We start from the raw sequence: 22,571 nt of genomic DNA, 5'->3' as shown, positions 1-22,571 counted from the left end.
GACGGCGTCGCCGCCAGTCTACGGACCGCAGTCCGCGTGCTGATCCACCCGACCATCCGTACCGTCCCAGGTGAACAGCTTCGCCGCCAACTCCGCCTGCTCGACGGCGTCGTCGAGCGCATGGTGGGTGTGCCGGCGCCCCGATCGCAGCGCCTTCGGCAACCGGGACTTGCTCGCCATTCGGACGCCGACGCCGGCCTTGATGGCATAGGTCGTCTTCAGGTCGATGCACCAGGAGTGCCCGAAAGGTGAGCCCCCGGCAGCGAAGCGGATGAAGTACCAGTACATCCACATCCAGTCATAGCTCAGCGGGAACGCCACGAGGACCGGGGTGGCCTCCCCGGCAAGCGCAGTGACCTCGCCGATCCAGCGGGCCGCGGCGTTCATCGCCTCCGCGGGATCGCGACCCTCACGTACCAGCCGGTCCCGATCCAGGCCGCTCACCGCGAGGGACTCTGGCACGAAGTCATCGGAGATCGGCCGCAGCTCGGCGTAGAACGTGCGCTCAGTCGGGTCGGCCGCGCGGAAGGTCGTTCCGTCGAAGGTGCCGGCGACCGCGAGGCCGAAGCTCAGCATGGAATAGGGCCCGGGGATCGGCCCGTCGGCCTCGACGTCTGCGCTGAAGTAGAGGTCTGGCCGGCTGGGCATGGCCCGCACCGTAGCAAGAGTCATCTAGGGTGCGGGGGTGCGATGGACGGTTCACGGTGAACGCCCGATCTACGAGAGTGAGTGGGTTCGACTCACGCTTGCCGACGTGGAGCTTCCCGACGGAAAGCGTTTCGACCACCACGTCGTACGCACGCCCAGTGCCGGCGCCGGTGTCGTAGTCCACGACGACGAGCGAGGCGTGCTGATGCTGTGGAGACATCGCTTCATCACCGACACGTGGGGATGGGAGATCCCGGCAGGTCGCGTCGATCCGGGCGAGTCCGCCGTGGAAGCCGCCGCGCGTGAGGTGCTGGAGGAGACCGGCTGGCGTCCCCACGCTCTTCGCCCGCTCGTGCACTACCACCCGAGCAACGGCATCTCCGACCAGCGCTTCGACATCTTCGCGGCAGAAGGCGCCACTCACGTGGGCCCTCCCACCGATCCGAGCGAGGCGGAACGGATCGAGTGGGTGCCGACAGGCGACCTGCGGGAGATCGTCGCCGCCGGACTGATGGGCGACGGACTTTCCCTCACGGCCGTTCTCTACGCCCTGGCCTTCGGTTTCGACCAGGAGTAGGGCGCCTCACGCCCTGACGTCGACCGGCACCAGTCCGGCGGCGGCCAGCTGGCTCCGAAGGGTGGCACCGTCGACGAAGACCTCGGCCTGGATTCCGACCCCGCGGGCGCCTTCGACATTGGCCGGAACGTCGTCGGTGTAGAACGTCGTCGCTGCGCTGAGGCCATGCCGATCCAACAGGAGCTGGTAGATCGCCGGATCGGGCTTGCTGACCCGCTCCACGCCGGAGACCACCGCACCGTCGAAGTCGCGGAGGAACTCCCACATGTCCAGCGTGATGTCCCACTTCTCGGCCGAGAAGTTCGTCAGTGCGTACGTGGGAACGCCTGCCGCGCGGAGATCGGCCAGGACCGCGACGGTCTCCTCGAAGACGCCCGCCACCATCTCCGGCCAGCGCTCGTCATAGGCGCGGATCAGCTTCGCGTGATCGGGAAACCTCGCCGTCAGTTCCTCCACGGCCGCGGCCCAGGTGCGGCCGGCGTCCTGCTCGGCGTTCCACGCAGGTGTGCAGACCTCGGACAGGAACCGCTCGACGCTCTCCTCGTCTGGCAGGAGCGAGCGGTAGAGGTGCCTCGGGTTCCAGTCGAGGAGCACACCGCCCACGTCGAAGACGACGGCCTCGATGCGTTCGGGCGGGGACGCCGCGCGACCAGGAGGGGAGGCAGGCTGGGCGACGCCGGGTCGACCGCTGGACTGGGCGGTCTGGTCGGAGTGGTGGGCGGCGTGGGGCTGGTGCGACTGACTCACGTCTGCCGACCCTATCGGGGTTCAGCCGAAGGCGATCGGATCGATCTGGACCCGCGCCGTTCCGGCCGACTTCCGCGCGCTGCGAGACGCCTGCGCCGTCTTGAGTGCCTCCGCCAACTGGACGCCGTCGCGCCGCGGTGTGCGGATCACCAGGCGTACACCGTCCTCCCCGTGAGGGACGGGACCGAGTACCTCAGCGGTCTCCGGCAGCTCCGCGAACTCGGTCAGTTCGCTCACGGCCGCGCCGTCGCCCTCGATGACGGCGAGCCGGACGGTAGGTGGAAAGCCCGCTATCCGGCGGTCGGCGAGCTCTCGCTCCGCGTGAGCGACCGGACTCCACCGGACGAGTGCCTGGATCGACGGCACGCTGGGTTCCCCCATCACGACGACGGCGCCGCCCTGGTCGGCACCGCGGACGAGTGCGGCGGCGTTGAGCCAGCGCCGCAGCGTCTCCTCGCCGGCCCGCAGATCCGCCCGCGCCAGCGCCAGCCAGGTGTCGAGCATGAGGGCGGCCGCGTAGCCCTCGGCCGGCAACGGCTCCGCGCCCGGCGTCGCGACGACCAAGGCTGGTTCGGCACCCACCGACTCCAGAACCCGTTGCCCACCGGACGTACGCACCGGAACGCGAGGGAACGCCCGACCCAGTTCCTCCGCGGTACGCCGGGCACCGATGACGGGCGCGCGCATCCGGGTACCTTCACAGGTCGGGCAGCGCCAGGCGACGGCGGGCCGGCCACACCACCCGCACGCCGGGACCTCCCGGCCCCCGGACTGCTGCACCGGTCCCGCACACGCTGTGCACCGTGCCGCGGCCCGGCAGTTCTGGCAGGCGAGCGCCGGGAGGTACCCGGAGCGAGGCACCTGGACCAGGACCGGTCCGGTGGTCAGGGCCTGGCGGGCGACCTCGAACGCCCGGTGCGGCAGCCGAACCGCCCGCGCCGCCGGGTCGCGTGCCAGTTCGGCCGCGCTCTCTCCCGCCACGGACACGCGCGGCGCCCGCGCCCGGACCGTCGACCGGCTCCCTGCGACCGGATGCGCCCAGCCGGTCGCGAGGAGCTGCGCGGCCTCGGCGGTGCAGGCGTACCCGCCGATGAGCGCACCGCATCGCTGCTCATGGGCGCGTAGCAGGAGGACCTCGCGGGCGTGGGGATATGGCGCGCGAGGCTCGGCGAGCAGGTCGTCACCGTCGTCCCAGCAGCCGACCAGGCCGAGCGCTTCCACCGGCGCGAACGCCGCCGCGCGGGTCCCCACCACACAGCGCACGGACCCGCGACGGACCGCGAGGAACCGTCGGTAGCGTTCGGCGGGACCGAGTTCGGCGGTGAGCACCACGTGCTGGCCGGCGCCGAGCACCTCCGCGCAGGCCGCATCGAGCCGCGCCACGTCACGGTGGTCTGGTACGACGATGAGGGCACCCCGCCCACCCGCCAGGGTCACGGCCGCCGCGGTGGCGAGAGCGCGTGGCCAGTCCTCGCCCGGCAGAGCGCTCCACACGGCGCGCGGCGCATCACCCCGACGCAGCGCCTGGAGATAGGCCGGGCCAGCCTCATAGCTCCCCCACGGCCCTTCGCACCGAGTCGCGCCGTGGTCCGCGTCGCCCGCCAGTTCGTGTTGTGCCGGTCTGTCTGCCGGTTCGTCGCCTGCCGCCGGCTCCGACCGGTCCGCACCCGACCGGTCCGTCTCGTCCCCGACGTGCGCGGGCCGCGACTCACCCTCGACCCGCGCGTGCCGTGGCGGTACGGCGAGGCGCAGGACGTCGGCGAGTGTCCCGGCGTACCTGTCGGCGACCGACCTCGCCAGCCGGGCCACCTCGGGCGCGAGCACCGGCTCCGCGGACACGACTCGACGCAGCGGAGCCAACCGGCCCCGATGCGCCGACTCGGCCACCCGATCGAGAACGTAACCGTCAAGGTCCTGACCGGCGAACCGGACCCGCACCCGGCAGCCCGGCACGCAGGTCTCATGCATGCGCTCGGGCACCGTGTAGTCGAACGGCCGGTCGAGATGGGCGAGCGGTGTGTCGACCGCCACGCGCGCGATCGGCAGGGAGGGCGCGGGCGCCTGTGACGGGCGGGCGCGGGTCCGTCGGACCCGCGCCCGCACCAGTGCCAGTTGGCCACCGTCGTCCGGCTGATCGCCGTCGTCTGGGTTGCTCTCGCCGCCCGGTCGGCCCCCGTCGTCGGTGGTCATGCCGAGAGGTTAGGCCACCTCACGGACACGCCCACTCAGGTGTCAGCCGACGCCGGCGACGCTACGAAGGTCCGCGGCGCGGTCGGTCTGCTCCCAGGTGAACTGCGGCTCGAGACGCCCGAAGTGACCGTACGCAGCCGTCTCGGTGTAGATGGGGCGCCGCAGGTCCAGATCGCGGATGATCGCCGCCGGGCGAAGGTCGAACACCTGGAGCACGGCCTTCTCGATCACGTCGAGCGGCGCCTGTTCGGTGCCGGAGCAGTCGACGTAGAAGCCGACCGGCTGGGCCTTGCCGATGGCGTAGGCGACCTGGCATTCACAGCGCTTGGCGAGCCCAGCCGCGACGATGGTCTTGGCCACCCATCGCATGGCGTAGGCAGCGGACCGGTCGACCTTTGTCGGGTCCTTGCCGCTGAAGGCGCCACCGCCGTGCCGCGCGTAGCCGCCGTAGGTGTCGACGATGATCTTGCGGCCGGTGAGCCCGGCATCGCCCATCGGTCCCCCGAGCTCGAACCGCCCGGTCGGGTTGACGTAGAGCCGGTAGCTCGACGTGTCGACGTCGAAGTTGCCGAGCACGGGCTCGACCACCTGCGTCCGGATGTCGGGCGTGAGCATGTTGTCGAGGTCGATGTTGGCCGCGTGCTGGGTGGAGACGACGACGGCATCGACGCGGACCGGACGGTCGCCGTCGTACTCGACCGTGACCTGCGTCTTGCCGTCGGGCCGAAGGTAAGGGAGTGTGCCGTCCTTGCGTACGTCGGACAGTCGCTTGGACAGCCGGTGGGCCAGTGTGATGGGCAACGGCATCAGCTCGGGTGTCTCGTCACAGGCGAAGCCGAACATCATGCCCTGGTCGCCTGCACCCTGCTGGTCGATCGGGTCGGTGGAACCGTCCGTGCGTTCCTCCCAGGCACCGTCGACACCCTGGGCGATGTCGGGCGACTGCGTGCCAAGAGCGATGGCCACCCCGCACGACGCACCGTCGAAGCCCTTGTTCGAAGAGTCGTAGCCGATGTCGAGGATGCGATTGCGGACGATCGGGGTGATGGCGGGCTGGGCCTTCGTGGTGACCTCACCGGCAACCACCACGAGGCCGGTGGTCACCAGAGTCTCGACCGCGACCCGACTCAGCGGGTCGTCCCGCAGGAGGGCATCGAGGACTGAATCGCTGATCTGGTCAGCGATCTTGTCCGGGTGACCCTCGGTGACGGACTCGGAGGTGAACAGGCGTCGCGACACGGGCGTCCTTTCTGTTGGCACTGTTCCGTCAGGTGGCACCGTGCCTCCGCGGCGGTGCGAAGGCGCGGACGGCGTCGCCCGCGGTGCGCTGGACCAGCGCGACGAAGGTGTGCTCGTCTTGTGGGTGCAGCCCAGCGTAACGAGAGACACCGGCACTGGCGTACCAATGGGGTGCGTTTCATCCTGAATGCCGCCGGCCGAATGCTGAGCGTGACGACACCTTCAGTGGTCCGGTTGGTACGAATCGTGAGGAAATCAGCGAAGCCAGGCGGACCGGCGAGAGGGACCACACCGGCCCGGTCCACACGTCAGCGTGGGAGAAAATGTCGAACGCGGCCGTTCGAGAGGTGAGACACGACGACCGGAGACCTCTGGAAACCACGACTCGCGCGGGACCACACGACGGCTGGGCCGCCGGAATCGACCTAGCCGTCCCGTCCTTGCCACGTGCAGACGCAGGCCTCGTTGCCTTCGGGGTCGGCCAGCACCCAGAAGGCCGGCGCGGCCGCATCGGAGAGCACCCTGCCGCCTGCGTCCATCGCAGCCTGGATCCGAGCCGCCGCCTCGTCGTGTGGGACCGAGACGTCGAGATGGATGCGGTTGCGCTGGGGGCGTGGCGCGTCCATCTGCTGAAACCAGATCGCGGGACCCTGGCCGATCGGATCGACGAGCGGGTCCTGCGGACCTGACGCGCCAGGCTCGTCGGCGTATCCCATCACCGCCTTCCAGAAGGGGCGGATCAGCGCGATGTCGAGCGCGTCGATTCCGAGCTCCACGAGCTGGACCGATCGTGGCGCGTCCGTACCGACGTCCGGGGTCGTGGACAGCTGCAGCTCACCTACAGTCGACGAGATGCGGCCGGCCAGTTCGATCTCGCGCGACGTGATCGAGGCCGTGGCCGACGACTGCAGGGACAGCACCACGCGGAAGCGCCGCACGTCGATCGTCAGGCGACCGTCGACGTCGCCACCACAGGCGTCGACCACGGTGGCCGCGACCCTGGCCGCCTCGGCGAGCGACCGCACCTGGATCGAGGTGCGCACCACCCCGAGGACATAGCGCCATCCCCACCCGCTCACTGCAGCGGAGATCTCCTGGCGGGTGAGTACTTGGCCCGCGGCGTCGGAAGGTTCGTCCATGCGGCGCATCCTGGCACCAGGCACCGACGCCGGACGGACACCGCGTGAGCGGCGTCCCGGCTCCTGACGGCGGGATTCACCCGAGTCGGCGTTGGACAAGTGCTCGTACGTGTGTTCGAATGCCTGTGTGCGCTGGGACAACCTCACGTTCGCCGACCCCGAAGGTCGCGACCTCACCGACAGCTCGGTCGGAAGCGGCAGTCCCCACCAGAACGGTGCCGGCTCAGCCACCGGACCGGCCATCCGCAACGCGCCGGCCGACGCTCTTCCCTTCGCTCTCCCGGGCGCGGTGACGCGTACCTTCGACACGCCGGGCTTCGCCGGGATGACGTTCTACGAGATCCGGGCGAGGTCGGTCATCAACAGGGTGCCGGGGCGCTCCCGGGTGCCGTTCGAGTGGACGATCAACCCCTACCGCGGCTGCTCCCATGCGTGCACCTACTGCTTCGCCCGCAATACCCACACCTACCTCGACCTCGACGCCGGACGTGACTTCGACACCAAGGTGATCGTCAAGGTCAATGCAGGTGAGCTCGTACGCCGGGAGTTGGCGGCACCGAAGTGGCGTGGCGACCACATCGCGATGGGCACCAACGTCGACTGCTACCAGCGCGCCGAGGGGCGCTACCAGCTGATGCCGCAGATCATCAGTGCGCTGCGCGACTTCCGCAATCCCTTCTCGATCCTCACCAAGGGGACGCTGATCCTGCGCGACCTTCCTCTGCTCCGCGAGGCCGCGGAGGTGACAGCTGTCGGACTGTCGTTCTCGGTCGGCTTCGTCGATGACGCGCTGTGGCGCTCGGTCGAACCCGGGACGCCGAGCCCGCGCCGTCGCCTCGATGCCGTCCGTACGCTGACCGACGCCGGCTTCACCGTAGGTGTCCTGATGGCGCCGATCCTGCCGTTCCTCACCGACACCGACGAGTCCATCGACGCGACCGTCGCGGCGATCGCCGAGTCCGGTGCGGCCAGCGTCACTCCCCTGCTCCTGCACCTGCGCCCCGGTGCCCGCGAGTGGTACGCCGCCTGGTTGGACCAGGCGTTTCCGCACCTGGCACCGCGCTACCGCGCGCTCTACCGGCGAGGTTCGTACCTGCCGAAGGACTACCAGCACGACGTGACCGAGCGGGTCAAGAAGGCCGTGAGCCGGCACGGCATGGACAAGGCCGAGCGCAACCGGGCGCGCCAGGTGCCGGCATCACCCACGGAGGCGAGAGCGCTCGCGGCCGCGACCCCGAGCCGGCCGAGTGGGGCGGACGAACCCGAGCAGCTCACCCTGCTCTGAGGCATCGCCTGGTCGAGCAGCAGGCACCGACGGCGACGTCCGGCGTCTAGCGCCTGCTCGCAGTGGGGCTCGGCGATGGTCCTGGCTCGCCGGCGCCGCGACCGTCGATGGCGAGGTTGAACACGCCGACGAGATAGGCGACCAGCAGAACGACGATGACCACGGAGGCGCGGAACGACAACCACTTGTTCCGACGCATCGTGCGGACGCCCGTGCGGGCGAGCTTGTGATCGGCGACCGCGCGCCGGCTGTGTTGCCATCGCTTGCCGGCTCCGAACGCGATGACGACGCCGAGTAGCGCCAATCCCACTGTGAGAGCCATCCGCCGCATGATAACGATCAGTGGGCGGCCGATACAGGTTCGGGTGCTGCCGTGGTTGCCGGTGCCGGACGCTCAGCTCGACCAGCGTTGGACAACGAGGTCCCAGATCCGGTGTGCCAGCGCGTCCTTGGGCCCGCGGGGAACCTGCGTCTCCGGCCCGCCGGCGTCGAGGATGACGGCCTCGTTGTCAGGTTCCTCGAACCCCCGACCGGCACCCACCTCGTTGACCACGAGGAGGTCGCAGCCCTTGCGGGCGAGCTTCGTACGCCCGTGCTCCAGCGCCGTTCCATGTGCGTCGCCAGTCTCTGCGGCGAACCCCACGACCACGAGACCCGGGCGCGGTCGATCGTGGGAGATCTCGGCGAGCACGTCGGGATTCTGCACGAGCTCGATCGTGGGTGCGGAGACGTCGTCGGTCTTCTTGATCTTGTGATCGGCGTACGCGGCCGGCCGGAAGTCAGCGGGTGCTGCGGCCATCACCAGCGCATCCGCGTCGCGGACCGCCGCGAGCACGGCGTCACGCAGGTCCCGCACCGACACCACTGGGACGACCTTGACGCCGGCCGGGTCCGGGAGGGTGCTGTTGGCCGACACCAACGTGACGATCGCTCCGCGGGCCGCGGCGGTGCGGGCGAGTGCGTAGCCCTGGCGGCCGGACGAACGATTGCCGAGGAAACGCACCGGGTCGAGGAACTCGCGGGTGCCACCGGCGCTCACAACGACATGGCGCCCGGCCAGGTCAAGGTCGAGTACGCCCCCGCCGCGGGAGAGCACCGTCTGGCACACCTCGAAGAGCTGCTCCGGCTCCGGCAACCGGCCCTTGCCGGTGTCGGCGCCGGTCAGGCGTCCCTCGGCCGGCTCCACCACCAGGGCACCGCGGGCACGCAACGTCGCGACATTGGCCTGCGTCGCCGCGTGCTCCCACATCTCGGTGTGCATCGCCGGCGCATAGACGATCGGGCAGCGGGCCGTCAGCAGTGTCGACGTCAACAGGTCGTCGGCGAGCCCATGCGCGGCCTTGGCGAGCAGGTCGGCGGTGGCCGGAGCGACCACCACGAGGCCGGCCTCCTGGCCCAGGCGCACGTGCGGAACCTCGTGCACGTCGTCCCACACCTGGGTGTGGACGGGCTGGTGGGACAGAGCGGCCCAGGTCGGCGCGCCGACGAAGCGCAACGCACTCTCGGTCGGGACGACCCGCACGGGATGGCCGGACTCGACCAACAGACGGAGCAGGGAGCAGGCCTTGTAGGCCGCGATGCCCCCGGTGACGCCGAGGACCACCGGTGCGGACGGAACGGCCGCTGACGAGGCCACGGTCATGGGGCCACGGTCAGGACGCGGCCGGCGGTGCCTCGTCCGTTGGCTCGATGTCCTCGACCGAGAGAAGGTTCTCGTTGATCTCGCGGAGCGCGATCGAGAGCGGCTTCTCCTGGACGTGGGTATCGACCAGTGGTCCGACGTACTCGAGCAGGCCCTCGCCCAGCTGGGCGTAGTAGGCGTTGATCTGGCGAGCGCGCTTGGCGGAGAACAAGACCAACTTGTACTTCGAGTCGGTCTTCTGGAGCAGGTCGTCGATGGGCGGGTAGGTGATGCCCTCGGCCGCTGGCTGGGTGCCGGACACGCTCATGCCTCCGAAGAGTTGGGGTGGGAGCTGATTAAGGCTACCAACTCTTCCGCCGCAGTATGGACATCGGTATTGACAACCGTGACGTCGAACTCCTTCTCCGCCGCAATCTCAGCGCGCGCGGTCTCGAGCCGGCGCGCCTGCTCCTCGGCGGTCTCCGTCCCGCGACCGGTGAGGCGGTGTACCAGTTCGTCCCAGTCTGGTGGGGCCAAAAAGACGAAAAGCGCCTCCGGCATGGTCTTCCGCACCTGCCTTGCACCCTGCAGGTCGATCTCCAGTAGCGCCGGCCGGCCCGAGGCGAGCATGTCCAGTACCGCACGCCGAGGGGTGCCGTAGCGGGCGTGGCCGTGAACGACGGCCCATTCGAGCAGCTCGCCCTCGGCGACCATCCGGTCGAACTCCTCATCGGAGACGAACCAGTAGTGCAGCCCCTGAATCTCACCCGGCCGAGGCCGCCGGGTGGTCGCGGACACAGAAATCCAGATCTCTGGGTGATGCCTGCGGATATCTGCCGCAACTGTGCCTTTGCCGACCGCGGTGGGACCCGCAAGCACCGTGAGCCTCGCCAACCGGGCATCAGTGGCGGGAGCCTCGGGGGTCCCCTCCTGCACGGTTTCAGGATTCGCCGAACTCACGCTTCAGCGCAGCCACTTGGTTGGCTCCGAGCCCGCGCACGCGGCGAGTCTCGGAAATACCGATGCGTTCCATGATCTGGCGTGCCCGCACCTTGCCCACGCCGGGCATCGCGCAGAGCAGGTCGTGGACCCGCATCTTGCCGATCACTTCGTTGGAGTCCTGCCCTGCGCCGACGACCTCGCCCAGCGAGGCGCCGGAATTCTTGAGGCGGTTCTTCACCTCGGCACGCTCCCGGCGGGCCTCTGCGGCCTTTTCCAGGGCGGCCTGGCGAGCTTCGGGGGTCAGGTGAGGTAGCGGCACGGACGGTCACCTCGAGGCTGTGCGACGGGTCGTAGGTGCGGCGATTCTTCCTGGACGGACATATCGCCCGCTCAGCGGGGTCCACCCCTGCCCTCGCCAACTGCCACGACACCTGCAGGAGCGCTGCTCGACCTCGCCGAACGTGCACGATGAAGGCGAACCTACCCAGGTCAGACCTACTCAGCAAACAGGGGTCGCCGCTACGCGCTAGGAGACCTCCAGGTTGCACCGCTGCTTCGCGTCGACGGACACGGCGTTCACGGCTTCCTCGGCCGCCTGGCGGTTCTGCTCCAACTGCGCCTTGTCGGCGTTGCCCGGATCGTCCATGGCTTGACGGGTGGCCTTCATCGTGGTCGAGAGGGTGACCCAGTGCTCCTTGATCTCGTCCGGTGCGGCATCGGCGGCCTTGTCCAGTTGCTTCGACAACGCGGTGAAACCCTTGTCGTCGGAGGGGTCGGCGCTCGCGAGATCCACGCCTTCGGTGAGGACGTCACAGTAGGCGGCATCCTGGCCGCCGCATGCGACGAGCGCACCCAATGCCAGGCCGAGTGCACACATGACCGCTGCCGAACGTCGCACCGACATCTCCTCCCATACCGGACAACAGTGCGCATATGACGTCGCGGTGGCGGAGGATGGTTCCAAGATCCTGGTGGGGAGTACGCCGTTGTGGCGAACGGCTCAGCCCGGCGAGGTACGCCCGTACGCGACGAACGGCGGGTTGTCGAAGCCCGGTTTGCCGTACTGGAGCGGCGGACCGGCCGCGGTCCGTACCGTGCCGCCCGCCGCCCGGACCACGGCATGGCCGGCGGCGATGTCCCATTCCATCGTCCGGCCGAACCGCGGATAGACGTCCGCTGTGCCTTCGGCGATGCGGCAGAACTTCAGCGAGCTCCCCGCCTGGACGAACGACGCGACCCGAAGGTCGGCAAGCCACTTCTCGGTGTCCGGATCCAGGTGGCTGCGGCTCACCAGGGCACGGAAGCCCTCGGGGGGTGCGGGTACGACCTCGAGCGGCCGGGTGCCATCGGCGTCGGTCCGCTCGGCCAGTCCGGGCGCCCCGACATAGGTGAGCCCGATCGCCGGCGCGTGGACGACACCGAGCACTGGTACGCCGTCCTCGACGAGGGCGATGTTGACGGTGAACTCACCGTTGCGGGACAGGAACTCCTTCGTGCCGTCGAGGGGGTCGACCAGCCAGAAGACCGTCCCCAGCTCGGCGGGAATCCGACCGGCGGCGACGCTCTCCTCCGCGACGACGGGAATGTCTGGTGCCAGCTCGGCGAGCCCGGCAAGGATCACCGCCTCCGCGCGGACGTCGGCCTCCGTGACCGGCGTCCGGTCGGCCTTCTCCCGCGCGCCTGGATCGTCGGCGGCGTAGACCTCGAGGATGACCTCGCCGGCCTTCAGGGCGAGCTTGCGGACGGGGTCGACCAGTGCGGCGGTAGGGGGAGACATGGCGCCCATGGTGTCAGAACGCCTTCTGCGGGACGGCGTGGCCATGCGTACGACCGCGCGGGCTTGCGTACGGCCGTGGGCGTCAGGTGAGGACGGCGGCAAGCTCTCCCGCGGTGCGGGCGGCCGCGTCGCGAAGGCCCTGCATGGACGGCCCCGCCTGGAGGAGTCCGCGGGAGGTGGCCGGAAGGACGTGGGGCAGGCCCGCCCCGAAGATCCGTTTCAGGTCCGCGGCGGTCCCGCCCTGAGCGCCGAAGCCCGGCGCGAGGATGGGCCCGTTGAGTCGGGCGAAGTCCTCCCCGGTCTCCCCCACGGTGGCGCCGACGACGGCGCCGACCGAGCCCAGCGGGTCTGCTCCGGCGTTCGCGGCGGCGATCCGGTCGAGGAGGCTCCCTGCGACGGTGCGTCCGTCCGACTGACGGGCCGCCTGGACCTCGGGGCCCTCCGGGTTGGACGTGAGCGCGAGGACGAAGACACCGCAACCGAAGCGGTCGGCACTGTCGAAGAACGGCCGCAGGGAGCCGTACCCCAGGTATGGGTGTGCGGTCACGGCGTCGACGAAGAGCGGGGACGACGGTTCGAGATAGGCGTCGGCGTACGCCCGGACGGTCGAGCCGATGTCACCGCGTTTGCCGTCCAACAGCACGATCGCGCCAGCCTCGCGGGAGAGGGCGATCACCTGCTCCAGGACGGCGATCCCGCGGCTGCCGTGGCGTTCGAAGAACGCCGACTGCGGCTTGACCATTGACACCTGGGGCGCCAGGGCTTCCGTGGCGGTCAGGGCGAAGCGTTCGAGACCGCTCGGGTCGTCAGACAGGCCCCAGGCGGCCAGCAGCGACGGGTGCGGGTCGATGCCCGCGCACAAGGGTCCGCGCGCGTCCATGGCGGCACGCAGCCTGGTCCCGAACGGCGTCACATCCGATCCCACCGTGCGGTCCTCCTCGAGGAGCTGTCGACTCACTGGTCCTCCCGTAGTGCTCGTGCCCAGTCCTGCAACGACCGCACCCCGATCTCGCCGGCTCGCAGCGCCTCGATCCCCTGCACCGCCGCGGCGAGACCCTGCACCGTGGTGATGCAGGCGATGCTGCCCATGATGGCGGCGGTCCGGATCTCGTAGCCGTCGATGCGCGGACTACCGCCGGACGTCGTGCCGCGCGGGGTGTTGACGATGAGGTCGACCTCGCCGTCGATGATGCGCTGGACGATGGTCGGCTCTCCCGCCGGGCCCGGTCCCTGCGTCGCCTTGCGGACGACGGTGGCGACGACGCCGTTGCGGCGCAGCACGGCCGCGGTTCCTTCGGTCGCGAGGATCTCGAAGCCGAGGTCCGCGAGGCGCTTGACCGGGAAGATCATGTGCCGCTTGTCGCGGTTGGCCACGGAGACGAAGACCCGCCCCTTGGTGGGGAGCGCACCGCCGTAGGCGCCGGCCTGAGACTTCGCGAAGGCGACGCCGAAGCCGGCGTCGATGCCCATGACCTCGCCGGTGGAACGCATCTCAGGGCCGAGCAGGGTGTCGACGGTGCGGCCGTCGGGGGTACGGAAGCGGTTGAACGGCATGACGGCTTCCTTGACCGCGATGGGGGCGGTGGGTGGGAGGTGGCCGCCGTCGCCGGACGCCGGCAGCAGACCCTCGGCCCGCAGGTCGGCGATGGTCGCGCCGAGCATGACCCGGGCCGCCGCCTTGGCCAGCGGGGTCGCGGTGGCCTTCGAGACGAACGGGACCGTGCGCGAAGCCCTCGGGTTGGCTTCGAGGACGTAGAGCACGTCGCCAGCCAGTGCGTACTGCACGTTGAGCAGGCCGCGGACGCCGACACCGCGCGCGATTCCCTCGGTCGAGACGCGGATCCGGTCGATCTCCTCCCGGCCGAGGGTGATCGGTGGCAGGGCGCAAGCCGAATCGCCGGAGTGGATACCGGCCTCCTCGATGTGCTCCATCACGCCGCCGAGGAACAGCTCCTCGCCGTCGTAGAGCGCATCCACGTCGATCTCGACCGCGTCGTCGAGGAACCGGTCGACGAGTACCGGATGCTCCGGCGAGATCGCGGTCGCCCGGGCGATGTAGGACTCCAGCGCCTTGTCGTCGTAGACGATCTCCATGCCGCGCCCGCCCAGGACGTACGAAGGACGCACGAGCACGGGGAACCCGATCTCGTCGGCAATCGCCTTCGCCTCCGCGAAGGACGTTGCCGTGCCGTGCTTCGGCGCGGGCAGTCCGGCGTCGGCGAGGACGCGTCCGAACGCTCCGCGTTCCTCGGCGAGGTGGATCGCCTCCGGCGTGGTGCCGACAATCCGGACGCCCTCGTCCTCGAGTCCCTGGGCGAGGCCGAGCGGCGTCTGGCCGCCGAGCTGGCAGACGACACCGGCGACGGGGCCGGCCTGCTGCTCGGCGTGCACGACCTCGAGCACGTCTTCGAGCGTGAGCGGTTCGAAGTAGAGCCGGTCACTCGTGTCGTAGTCGGTCGAGACGGTCTCCGGGTTGCAGTTGACCATCACGGTCTCGTAACCCGCACCGTCGTTGTCGGGACAGTCGGCGAGGGCCAGTGCGGCGTGGACGCAGGAGTAGTCGAACTCGATGCCCTGGCCGATCCGGTTGGGACCCGAACCGAGGATGATGACCGCCGGCCGGTCGCGGCTCGGGACCTCGGTCTCCTCGTCGTAGCTCGAGTAGTGGTACGGCGTCTTCGCCGCGAACTCCGCCGCACAGGTGTCGACGGTCTTGAAGACCGGCCGGATGCCAAGGGCCCACCGCACGCCGCGTACGACGTCCTCGCGCATGCCCCGGATCGCGCCGATCTGCGCGTCGGCGAACCCGTGCCGCTTTGCCCGGCGTACCAGGTCGGGTGCGAGCTGGGGCGCCTCGGCGAGGTCGGTCGCGATCTCGCCCAGCAGGACCAGCTGGTCGAGGAACCACGGGTCGATCCCGCTCGCGGCGTACAGCTCCTCGACGGTCGCGCCCGCCCGGATGGCTTCCACCACGACGCCGAGCCGCCCGTCGTGGGGTGTACGAATGAGCGCGAGCAACTCGTCCTTGTCGCGAGGTTCACCCACCCAGGACAGGATGGCGGCGCGCTTCTCGATCGACCGCAGCGCCTTCTGCAGCGCCTCGGTGAAGTTCCGCCCGATCGCCATCGCCTCACCGACGCTCTTCATGTGCGTGGTGAGGGTCGGGTCGGCGTGCGGGAACTTCTCGAACGCGAACCGCGGCACCTTCACCACCACGTAGTCGAGCGTCGGCTCGAAGGACGCGGGCGTGCCGTAGTCGCCCGCAGAGGTGATGTCGTTCGGAATCTCGTCGAGGGTGTAGCCGAGCGCCACCTTCGCGGCGATCTTGGCGATCGGGAAGCCGGTCGCCTTGGAGGCGAGCGCACTCGACCGGGACACCCGCGGGTTCATCTCGATGACGATCATCCGGCCGTCGCGTGGGTCGACCGCGAACTGGATGTTGCAGCCACCGGTGTCGACCCCGACCGCGCGGATGACCCCGATCGCGATGTCGCGCATGTGTTGGTACTCGCGGTCGGTCAGCGTCATGGCCGGAGCGACCGTCACCGAGTCGCCCGTGTGCACGCCCATCGGGTCGACGTTCTCGATCGAGCAGACGATGACCACGTTGTCCGCCCGGTCGCGCATGACCTCGAGCTCGTACTCCTTCCAGCCGAGGATCGACTCCTCCAGCAGGACCTCGGTGGTCGGACTCGCCGCGAGGCCCGCGCCCGCGATCCGGTGCAGGTCGTCGGCGTCGTAGGCCATGCCAGAGCCTGCCCCGCCCATCGTGAACGACGGACGGACGACCACCGGATAGCGCAGCTCCTCCGCCGCGGCGAGGCACTCCGCGAGGGTGTGACAGATCCGGCTCTGCGCCACCTCGGCGCCGAGTTCCTCGACGATCCGCTTGAACGACTCGCGGTTCTCACCCCGCTGGATCGCCTCGATCGACGCACCGATCAGCTCCACGCCGTACTTCGCGAGGACGCCGGACTCGTGCAGCGCGACCGCGGCGTTGAGGGCCGTCTGGCCGCCGAGGGTCGCAAGCAGCGCGTCCGGGCGTTCGGCCGCGATGACCTTCTCGACGTACTCCGGGGTGATGGGCTCGACGTAGGTCGCGTCCGCGAACTCCGGGTCGGTCATGATGGTCGCCGGGTTGGAGTTGACCAGGACGACGCGCAGACCCTCGTCGCGCAGGACCCGGCATGCCTGGGTTCCGGAATAGTCGAACTCGCATGCCTGGCCGATCACGATCGGCCCGGAGCCGATGACGAGAACCGAGGAGATGTCCGTACGCCTGGGCATCAGCCTGCACTCCCTCGGGTTGCCATGAGATCGGTGAAGCGATCGAAGAGGTACGCGGCGTCGTGCGGGCCGGCCGCGGCCTCGGGGTGGTACTGCACCGAGAACGCCGTCAACGCGCCCTTGCCGTCGCGGAGCTCCAGACCCTCCACGACCCGGTCGTTCAGGCACACGTGGCTGACGGTCGCGGTGCCGTATGCCGTCTCCGTGGGACGGTCCGCCGGCGCGTCCACGGCGAAGCCGTGGTTGTGGGCCGTCACCTCGACCTTGCCGGTCGTCCGGTCCTGCACGGGCTGGTTGATGCCGCGGTGGCCGAACGGGAGTTTGTACGTACCGAAGCCGAGGGCCCGGCCGAAGACCTGGTTGCCCAGGCAGATGCCGAAGAACGGCTTGCCCGCCGCCAGGACTCCTCGGAGGACTCCCACGGCGTGCTCCAGCGGCTCGGGGTCACCGGGTCCGTTGGACATGAAGACACCATCGGGCTCGACCGCGAGCACGTCGTCCAGCGTGGACGTCGACGGCAGGACGTGCACCTCGATCCCCCGCTCGGCCATCCGGTGCGGGGTCATCGCCTTGATACCGAGGTCGACCGCGGCGACCGTGAACCTCTTCCCGCCCTGCGCGGGGACGACATAGGGCTCGGGAGTCGTCACCTCGTCGACCAGCGCCGCGCCCTTCATGGTGGGCGCGCCGAGCACGCGCGCCAGCAACGCCCGCGGATCGCGCTCGACACTGGAGATGCCGACCCGCATCGCACCTCGCTCGCGCAGGTGCCGGGTGAGCGCGCGGGTGTCGATGCCCGCGATCCCGACCACACCGTCGGCGGCCAGCGCGTCGGCGAGGCTCCCCCGCGACCGCCAATTGGACGGCACCCGCGCGGGGTCGCGCACGACGTAGCCCGCCACCCAGATGCGGCGGGACTCCGGGTCCTCGTCGTTGACCCCGGTGTTGCCGATGTGGGGCGCGGTCTGGATCACGACCTGCCGGTGGTACGACGGGTCGGTCAGCGTCTCCTGGTAGCCCGTCATGCCCGTGGCGAAGACCGCCTCGCCGAAGGTCTCTCCCTCCGCGCCGTAGGCATGACCGCGAAAGACCCGGCCGTCCTCCAGGACGAGCAGCGCCGGCGGCCCGGTGGTCCTGGACTGCCTGCCGCCCTCGTCCGCGTACGCCGTCACTGGGGCTTCCCGTCAAGCACCGTCGGCCGTCCCCGCAGGAACGTCGCCACAACCTGGCCCGGCAGTGTCGTACCGGCGTAGGGGGTGTTCCGTGACCTGCTCACCAGGTCGGCCGGCTCGACCACCCAGGGCGCGGCCGGATCGTAGAGCGTCAGGTTGGCCGGCGCCCCGACCTCGAGCGGCTGGCCCTGTCCACCGAGGCGACCGATCAGCGCCGGTTGGTAGGCCATCCGGTCGGCGACCCCCGACCAGTCGAGCAGCCCGGTGTCGACCATCGCCTGCTGGACCACGCTGAGCGCCGTCTCCAGCCCGACCATCCCCATCGCCGCGGCGGCCCACTCGCACTCCTTGTCCTCGACCGGATGTGGCGCATGGTCGGTTGCCACGCAGTCGATCGTGCCGTCGGCCAGGGCGGCGCGAAGCGCCTCCACGTCCGACGCCGAACGCAGCGGCGGATTGACCTTGTAGATCGGGTCGTAGCTCGCCACCAGGTCCTCGGTGAGCAACAGGTGGTGCGGTGTCACCTCCGCCGTCACCGGGTAACCACGGCTCTTGGCCCAGCGCACGATCTCCACCGATCCGGCGGTCGACAGGTGGCAGACATGCACCCGGGAGCCGACGTGTGCGGCCAGCAGGACGTCGCGGGCGATGATCGCCTCCTCCGCCACCGCCGGCCAGCCCGGCAGGCCGAGAGTGGCGGAGAGCGCACCTTCGTTCATCTGGGCGCCCTCGGTCAGCCGGGGTTCCTGCGCGTGCTGAGCGATCACGCCGTCGAACGCCTTGACGTACTCCAGCGCCCGGCGCATCAGTACCGCATCGGAGACGCAGTCTCCGTCGTCGGAGAAGACCCGCACCCTGGCCGCTGACTCCGCCATCGCCCCCAGCTCGGCGAGTTGCCGGCCCGCTCGACCGACCGTGACGGCACCGATGGGTTGGACGTCGCAGTGCCCGGCGTCCTGACCCAGCCGGTAGACCTGCTCGACGACCCCCGCCGTGTCGGCCGCCGGATCGGTGTTGGGCATCGCGAACACCGCGGTATAGCCGCCCCTCGCGGCGGCGACCGTGCCGGACTCGACCGTCTCGGCGTCCTCCCGGCCGGGCTCACGCAGGTGCGTGTGAAGGTCGACCAGACCTGGCAGCACGACGAGACCGGTGACGTCGACCGTGCCGGCGCGCGGCCCGGACAGGTTCTGCCCGATCTCAACGATCACGCCGTCCTTGAGGACCAGATCGGTGGGATCGCCGCCGTACGGGCGTCCGCCGCGAAGAACGTAGGACTTCCTGCTGTGCCTACTGATTCGCTCGCTCATGCCGTTCCCCTTTCGCATGACCGCTGCGGTGCCTCACTCCGGCACACCTCGTACCTCGGCGTACCTCGGTGGGGGCTCCTCGCGCTCATGCTTGCTCTCGCCTTCGCTGCTCGGGCACGGTCTCGTCCGTGGCCGGAACCCCACCGGCCAGCAGCAGGTAGAGCACCGCCATCCGCACCGCGACGCCGTTGGTGACCTGCTCCACGATCACCGACCGGGAAGAGTCGGCCACGTCGGCCGAGATCTCCATGCCACGGTTCATCGGACCCGGATGCATGACGAGGGCATGCTCCGGCAGCGCGGCCATCCGGGCGGCGTCCAGCCCGTAGCGGCGGCTGTACTCGCGTGCGTTCGGGAAGAACGCCGGGCTTGGAGGTCCGGGGGCGCTCCCGGGGGGATGCGGCATGCGTTCGCGCTGGACCCGCAGCATCATCACGACGTCGGTCTTCGGGAGCAGGGAGTCGAGGTCGTACGACGTCGCGCATGCCCAGCTCTCCACGCCCACCGGGAGCAGTGTCGGCGGCGCGACGAGCGTGACGTCGGCGCCCAGGGTGGCGAGCAGTAGGACGTTGGAGCGCGCCACCCGGCTGTGCAGGACGTCGCCGACGATCGCGACCCGACGCCCGTCCAGGGCGCCCAGGTGGCGGCGCATCGTGAACGCGTCGAGGAGCGCCTGCGTCGGGTGTTCGTGCGTACCGTCCCCAGCGTTGACCACGCTGCTGCGGATCCATCCGGATGACGCGAGCCGGTGTGGTGCCCCGCTTGCCCAGTGCCGGACGACGACGGCATCGGCCCCCATGGCCTCGAGAGTGAGCGCGGTGTCCTTGAGGCTCTCGCCCTTCTCCACACTCGACCCCTTGGCGGAGAAGTTGATCACGTCCGCGGACAGGCGTTTGGCGGCCGCCTCGAACGAGATCCTCGTGCGGGTCGAGTCCTCGAAGAACAGATTGACGACCGTACGCCCGCGCAAGGTGGGCAGTTTCTTGATCGGCCGGTCGGCGAGCTCGCGCAGCTTCTCTGCCGTGTCGAGCACCAGCAGGGCTTCGTCCCGGTCGAGATCGCCTGCCGAGAGCAGGTGCTTCACGGTGTCGCCTCCCCCGCGGTCGGGTCCTTCGCGATCACGACGGCCTCGCGGCCGTCGGACTCCCGCAGGAGCACGGTCACGCGTTCCTGTGCAGCGGTCGGGAGGTTCTTGCCCACGAAGTCGGCCCGGACCGGCAACTCGCGGTGCCCCCGGTCGACGAGAACGGCGAGCTGGACCGCCCGGGGACGGCCGATGTCGTCCAGGGCGGTGAGTGCGGCGCGGATCGTCCGGCCCGAGAAGAGGACGTCATCGACCAGGACCACCACGCGGCCGTCGATGCCGCCGTCAGGGATGTCGGTGTAGCCGAGGGCGCGGGTGGGGCGCATCCGGAGATCGTCGCGGTACATCGTGACGTCGAGGGCGCCGATCCCGCCGAAGGAGCCCTCCACCGCGGCGATCCGCTCGCCGATCCGGCGGGCCAGCTCGACCCCGCGGCTGGGTATGCCGAGCAGGACGACCTCGCGGGCGCCCTTGTTGCGTTCGAGGATCTCGTGGGCGACGCGGGTGAGCGCGCGGGAGATGTCGGCCTCGTCGAGGACCTCACGCGCCGTGCCGTCACGGGCGTTGACCGGGGCGCGGGACGCGGCGGCGGTCCTGTGCTGCGGATCATGGGCAGCAGGCACCTGCCGAACCTCCTTCCCCGCCTCTCTGGACGGGTCGTTAAAGGATGTCGGACAACGATTGAGACGGTAGCAGCCAGCCGGCCGAAGTCGGGTACCGCCGGCGTGTCGCCAGGCGCGTGAAGATCGTCAGAACGGTCCAGTTCCGTCGCGTCGGCTTGACGTGGAGGTCGCTCCGGGTTACCGTCACGCTCCGTGACCATCTTGGACGCGGCGTCTCCGTGTCCCTCGAAGATCAAGGATGAGTGAGCACGGATGCCGAGCGACTACGCCAGGTCCCTGGGTGCGAAACTCCGCGCCATCAGGCAGCAGCAGGGGCTCTCCCTCCACGGGGTCGAGCAGAAGTCCAAGGGCCGCTGGAAGGCGGTCGTGGTGGGCTCCTACGAGCGCGGAGACCGCGCCGTGACCGTCCAGAAGCTGTCCGAGCTAGCGGAGTTCTACGGCGTACCGATCACCGAGCTGCTCCCCGGCGTCGGTCCGATCGGCGCCGCCGCCGAGCCGCCGCCGCGGCTCGTCCTCGACCTCGAACGCCTCGGCCAGCTCGAAGGAGTCGAGGTCGCCCCGCTCGCCCGTTATGCCGCGACCATCCAGGCACAGCGCGGCGACTACAACGGGAAGGTGCTCTCGATCCGCCAGGAGGACATGCGCACCCTGGCCGTGATCTACGACGAGCGGCCCAGCATCCTCGCCGACCGACTGGTCGCGTGGGGCGTGTTGAACGCCGAAGCGGCCGAGGCCGTCTCCGACGACGAGAGCTGAGCGAGGGCCGCGCCGCGCACCCTGCTCCCTCTGCGGCGCCCTTGGCCCGTCCAGGTAAGTGCGTCGGCGGAGCGATCAACACAGCCGCCCTGCCACGGGTTCGTGGCGGGGCGGCTGTCCCATCGTCAGGTCAGCAGGGTTGGCTTGAGCTCGAGCAGCCGCGCCAGGAGCCCGTTGACGAACGCTGGAGCCTCCTCGCCGGACAGCTCCCGCGCCATGCGTACGGCCTCGCTGATCGCCACCGGGTCAGGCACGTCGTCGGCGTAGAGAAGCTCATAGGCCCCGAGCCGGAGGATGTTGCGGTCGACGGGCGCCATCCGCGCGAGGCTCCACCCCTTGGCGTGCTCGCCCAGGAGCTCGTCCAGGCGTTCGGCGTGTGTCTCCACCCCTTCGACGAGCCGGACGGTGTAGTCCGAAATGGGCGGATCGGCGGCGTCACGCCGATCCGCGAGGGTGCTGAGCCGTGACCGGTCGCGCAGCTCGGCCTCGTAGAGGACCTCGAGCGCCCGCTGCCGCGCCTTCGTCCGTGCCGACACCGGACTACACCCTCCCGAGGTAGTCGCCTGAGCGGGTGTCGACCTTGACCTTCTCGCCGGTGGTGATGAACAGCGGCACCTGGATCTCGTACCCCGTCTCCAGTCGGGCTGGCTTGGTACCGCCGCTGGACCGGTCGCCCTGCAGCCCCGGCTCGGTGTACTCGATCGCCAGCTCCACCGAGGCGGGAAGGTCGATGTAGAGCGGCGTCCCCTCGTGCACCGCCACGGTCGCCGACTGGTTCTCGAGCAGGAAGTGCGACGCCTCGCCCACGACGTCGGGCGAGAGCGGCAGCTGGTCATAGGTCGTCGAGTCCATGAAGACGTAGGACTCCCCGTCGTTGTAGAGGTAGGTCATCTCGCGCCGGTCGACGGTGGCGACCTCGACCTTCACGTCTGCGTTGAACGTCTTGTCGACGACCTTGCCGGAGAGCACGCTCTTGAGCTTCGTACGGACCACAGCGCCGCCTTTGCCCGGCTTGTGGTGCTGGAACCACAGGACGCTCCAGAGCTGCCCGTCGAGGTTGAGAACCATGCCGTTCTTGAGGTCGTTCGTGGTGGCCACTGCAGTCTCGCCTCTCAGCTCCTGGTTGGTGCGTGTCGGTCCGGCGGGTCTGCCGGGCACGCGCTCATCGACTCCC

The 22,571-nt window shown here is 69.9% G+C and carries 23 protein-coding genes; 3 read left to right on the top strand and 20 right to left on the bottom strand.

Translation table 11 applies throughout. The annotated features are described in order from the left end of the window. Nucleotides 1-18: 18 nt before the first annotated feature. Nucleotides 19-648, bottom strand: a complete 630-nt coding sequence (locus ABNF93_RS29910) for an exonuclease (protein ID WP_349331579.1) — start codon at nucleotides 646-648, stop codon at nucleotides 19-21. A gap of 37 nt (nucleotides 649-685) precedes the next feature. Between ABNF93_RS29910 and ABNF93_RS29905 the strand changes: the two genes are divergently transcribed. Further along, nucleotides 686-1,225, top strand: coding sequence for an NUDIX hydrolase (locus ABNF93_RS29905; RefSeq protein ID WP_349331578.1), 540 nt, complete (start codon nucleotides 686-688; stop codon nucleotides 1,223-1,225). 6 nt (nucleotides 1,226-1,231) lie between these two features. Here ABNF93_RS29905 and ABNF93_RS29900 read toward each other — a convergent pair whose 3' ends face one another. The 4 genes from ABNF93_RS29900 to ABNF93_RS29885 all read right to left on the bottom strand — a co-directional run bounded on the left by ABNF93_RS29900 (nucleotide 1,232) and on the right by ABNF93_RS29885 (nucleotide 6,540). Next, entirely contained in the window at nucleotides 1,232-1,972 is a 741-nt protein-coding gene (locus tag ABNF93_RS29900; protein WP_349331577.1) for an HAD family hydrolase, read from the bottom strand. 21 nt (nucleotides 1,973-1,993) lie between these two features. Next, nucleotides 1,994-4,162, bottom strand: a complete 2,169-nt coding sequence (locus ABNF93_RS29895) for a primosomal protein N' (protein ID WP_349331576.1) — start codon at nucleotides 4,160-4,162, stop codon at nucleotides 1,994-1,996. A gap of 42 nt (nucleotides 4,163-4,204) precedes the next feature. After that, entirely contained in the window at nucleotides 4,205-5,401 is a 1,197-nt protein-coding gene (gene metK, locus ABNF93_RS29890; protein WP_349331575.1) for a methionine adenosyltransferase, read from the bottom strand. Nucleotides 5,402-5,826: 425 nt separating this feature from the next. Further along, a complete protein-coding gene (locus ABNF93_RS29885) occupies nucleotides 5,827-6,540 on the bottom strand; it encodes a 4a-hydroxytetrahydrobiopterin dehydratase family protein (protein ID WP_349331574.1) in 714 nt (237 codons plus the stop codon). 127 nt (nucleotides 6,541-6,667) lie between these two features. On the opposite strand from ABNF93_RS29885, the gene ABNF93_RS29880 reads away from it, so the two are divergent. Next, nucleotides 6,668-7,825 (top strand): Rv2578c family radical SAM protein, encoded by a 1,158-nt coding sequence (locus tag ABNF93_RS29880; RefSeq protein ID WP_349331573.1) that lies wholly within the window; start codon nucleotides 6,668-6,670, stop codon nucleotides 7,823-7,825. 46 nt (nucleotides 7,826-7,871) lie between these two features. On the opposite strand, the gene ABNF93_RS29875 is transcribed toward ABNF93_RS29880, so the two are convergent. From ABNF93_RS29875 to pyrR, 13 genes are all read right to left on the bottom strand, one after another. After that, nucleotides 7,872-8,147 (bottom strand): hypothetical protein, encoded by a 276-nt coding sequence (locus ABNF93_RS29875; protein WP_349331572.1) that lies wholly within the window; start codon nucleotides 8,145-8,147, stop codon nucleotides 7,872-7,874. 72 nt (nucleotides 8,148-8,219) lie between these two features. Next, on the bottom strand, nucleotides 8,220-9,467 hold the full coding sequence (coaBC, locus tag ABNF93_RS29870) for a bifunctional phosphopantothenoylcysteine decarboxylase/phosphopantothenate--cysteine ligase CoaBC (RefSeq protein ID WP_349331571.1): 1,248 nt from the start codon (nucleotides 9,465-9,467) through the stop codon (nucleotides 8,220-8,222). Between the two features lie 10 nt (nucleotides 9,468-9,477). Further along, the gene (gene rpoZ, locus ABNF93_RS29865) at nucleotides 9,478-9,768 is read right to left on the bottom strand and encodes a DNA-directed RNA polymerase subunit omega (protein ID WP_349331614.1); all 291 of its coding nucleotides are present in this window, start codon (nucleotides 9,766-9,768) and stop codon (nucleotides 9,478-9,480) included. Nucleotides 9,769-9,770: 2 nt separating this feature from the next. Further along, nucleotides 9,771-10,340: a guanylate kinase gene (gmk, locus tag ABNF93_RS29860; RefSeq protein ID WP_349331570.1), complete on the bottom strand. Its 570-nt coding sequence runs from the start codon at nucleotides 10,338-10,340 to the stop codon at nucleotides 9,771-9,773. A 46-nt stretch (nucleotides 10,341-10,386) separates the two neighbouring features. Further along, a complete protein-coding gene (gene mihF / locus ABNF93_RS29855; protein WP_349331569.1) occupies nucleotides 10,387-10,707 on the bottom strand; it encodes an integration host factor, actinobacterial type in 321 nt (106 codons plus the stop codon). Nucleotides 10,708-10,914: 207 nt separating this feature from the next. After that, nucleotides 10,915-11,286, bottom strand: coding sequence for a hypothetical protein (locus ABNF93_RS29850; RefSeq protein ID WP_349331568.1), 372 nt, complete (start codon nucleotides 11,284-11,286; stop codon nucleotides 10,915-10,917). 102 nt (nucleotides 11,287-11,388) lie between these two features. After that, on the bottom strand, nucleotides 11,389-12,165 hold the full coding sequence (cysQ, locus tag ABNF93_RS29845; RefSeq protein ID WP_349331567.1) for a 3'(2'),5'-bisphosphate nucleotidase CysQ: 777 nt from the start codon (nucleotides 12,163-12,165) through the stop codon (nucleotides 11,389-11,391). Nucleotides 12,166-12,247: 82 nt separating this feature from the next. Further along, a complete protein-coding gene (gene pyrF / locus ABNF93_RS29840) occupies nucleotides 12,248-13,123 on the bottom strand; it encodes an orotidine-5'-phosphate decarboxylase (RefSeq protein ID WP_349331566.1) in 876 nt (291 codons plus the stop codon). After that, nucleotides 13,120-16,452: a carbamoyl-phosphate synthase large subunit gene (carB, locus tag ABNF93_RS29835; RefSeq protein ID WP_349331565.1), complete on the bottom strand. Its 3,333-nt coding sequence runs from the start codon at nucleotides 16,450-16,452 to the stop codon at nucleotides 13,120-13,122. The genes pyrF and carB overlap by 4 nt, the downstream gene beginning before the upstream one ends. Then, entirely contained in the window at nucleotides 16,452-17,624 is a 1,173-nt protein-coding gene (gene carA, locus ABNF93_RS29830; protein ID WP_349331564.1) for a glutamine-hydrolyzing carbamoyl-phosphate synthase small subunit, read from the bottom strand. Before carA ends, carB begins: the two co-directional genes overlap by 1 nt. Next, on the bottom strand, nucleotides 17,621-18,934 hold the full coding sequence (locus ABNF93_RS29825) for a dihydroorotase (RefSeq protein ID WP_349331563.1): 1,314 nt from the start codon (nucleotides 18,932-18,934) through the stop codon (nucleotides 17,621-17,623). Before ABNF93_RS29825 ends, carA begins: the two co-directional genes overlap by 4 nt. 85 nt (nucleotides 18,935-19,019) lie before the next feature. Continuing rightward, a complete protein-coding gene (locus tag ABNF93_RS29820) occupies nucleotides 19,020-20,018 on the bottom strand; it encodes an aspartate carbamoyltransferase catalytic subunit (protein ID WP_349331562.1) in 999 nt (332 codons plus the stop codon). Further along, nucleotides 20,015-20,641 (bottom strand): bifunctional pyr operon transcriptional regulator/uracil phosphoribosyltransferase PyrR, encoded by a 627-nt coding sequence (gene pyrR, locus ABNF93_RS29815; protein WP_349331561.1) that lies wholly within the window; start codon nucleotides 20,639-20,641, stop codon nucleotides 20,015-20,017. Before pyrR ends, ABNF93_RS29820 begins: the two co-directional genes overlap by 4 nt. Nucleotides 20,642-20,893: 252 nt before the next feature. Between pyrR and bldD the strand changes: the two genes are divergently transcribed. Continuing rightward, nucleotides 20,894-21,397: a transcriptional regulator BldD gene (gene bldD / locus ABNF93_RS29810; protein ID WP_349331560.1), complete on the top strand. Its 504-nt coding sequence runs from the start codon at nucleotides 20,894-20,896 to the stop codon at nucleotides 21,395-21,397. A 125-nt stretch (nucleotides 21,398-21,522) separates the two neighbouring features. Here the strand turns inward: bldD and nusB are convergent, their stop codons facing one another. Both nusB and efp read right to left on the bottom strand, forming a co-directional pair. Continuing rightward, a complete protein-coding gene (gene nusB / locus ABNF93_RS29805) occupies nucleotides 21,523-21,933 on the bottom strand; it encodes a transcription antitermination factor NusB (protein WP_349331559.1) in 411 nt (136 codons plus the stop codon). Nucleotides 21,934-21,937: 4 nt separating this feature from the next. Beyond that, nucleotides 21,938-22,495 carry an elongation factor P gene (efp, locus tag ABNF93_RS29800; RefSeq protein ID WP_349331558.1) on the bottom strand — a complete coding sequence of 186 codons (558 nt, stop codon included), beginning with the start codon at nucleotides 22,493-22,495 and terminating at the stop codon, nucleotides 21,938-21,940. Between the last annotated feature and the right edge of the window lie 76 nt (nucleotides 22,496-22,571).

Source organism: Actinopolymorpha sp. B9G3 (assembly GCF_040120725.1).
GTDB lineage: Bacteria > Actinomycetota > Actinomycetes > Propionibacteriales > Actinopolymorphaceae > Thermasporomyces.
Note: the sequence above shows the minus strand (reverse complement) of the source record. Positions and strands in the feature narration are given on the sequence as shown.

What these genes read in the sequence shown, in the direction of transcription:
- ABNF93_RS29910 (WP_349331579.1), bottom strand. Translation starts at nt 648, where the DNA reads ATGCCCAGCCGGCCAGACCTCTACTTCAGCGCAGACGTCGAGGCCGAC.
- ABNF93_RS29895 (WP_349331576.1), bottom strand. Translation starts at nt 4,162, where the DNA reads ATGACCACCGACGACGGGGGCCGACCGGGCGGCGAGAGCAACCCAGAC.
- ABNF93_RS29885 (WP_349331574.1), bottom strand. Translation starts at nt 6,540, where the DNA reads ATGGACGAACCTTCCGACGCCGCGGGCCAAGTACTCACCCGCCAGGAG.
- ABNF93_RS29875 (WP_349331572.1), bottom strand. Translation starts at nt 8,147, where the DNA reads ATGGCTCTCACAGTGGGATTGGCGCTACTCGGCGTCGTCATCGCGTTC.
- coaBC (WP_349331571.1), bottom strand. Translation starts at nt 9,467, where the DNA reads ATGACCGTGGCCTCGTCAGCGGCCGTTCCGTCCGCACCGGTGGTCCTC.
- cysQ (WP_349331567.1), bottom strand. Translation starts at nt 12,165, where the DNA reads ATGTCTCCCCCTACCGCCGCACTGGTCGACCCCGTCCGCAAGCTCGCC.
- carB (WP_349331565.1), bottom strand. Translation starts at nt 16,452, where the DNA reads ATGCCCAGGCGTACGGACATCTCCTCGGTTCTCGTCATCGGCTCCGGG.
- ABNF93_RS29825 (WP_349331563.1), bottom strand. Translation starts at nt 18,934, where the DNA reads ATGAGCGAGCGAATCAGTAGGCACAGCAGGAAGTCCTACGTTCTTCGC.
- bldD (WP_349331560.1), top strand. Translation starts at nt 20,894, where the DNA reads ATGCCGAGCGACTACGCCAGGTCCCTGGGTGCGAAACTCCGCGCCATC.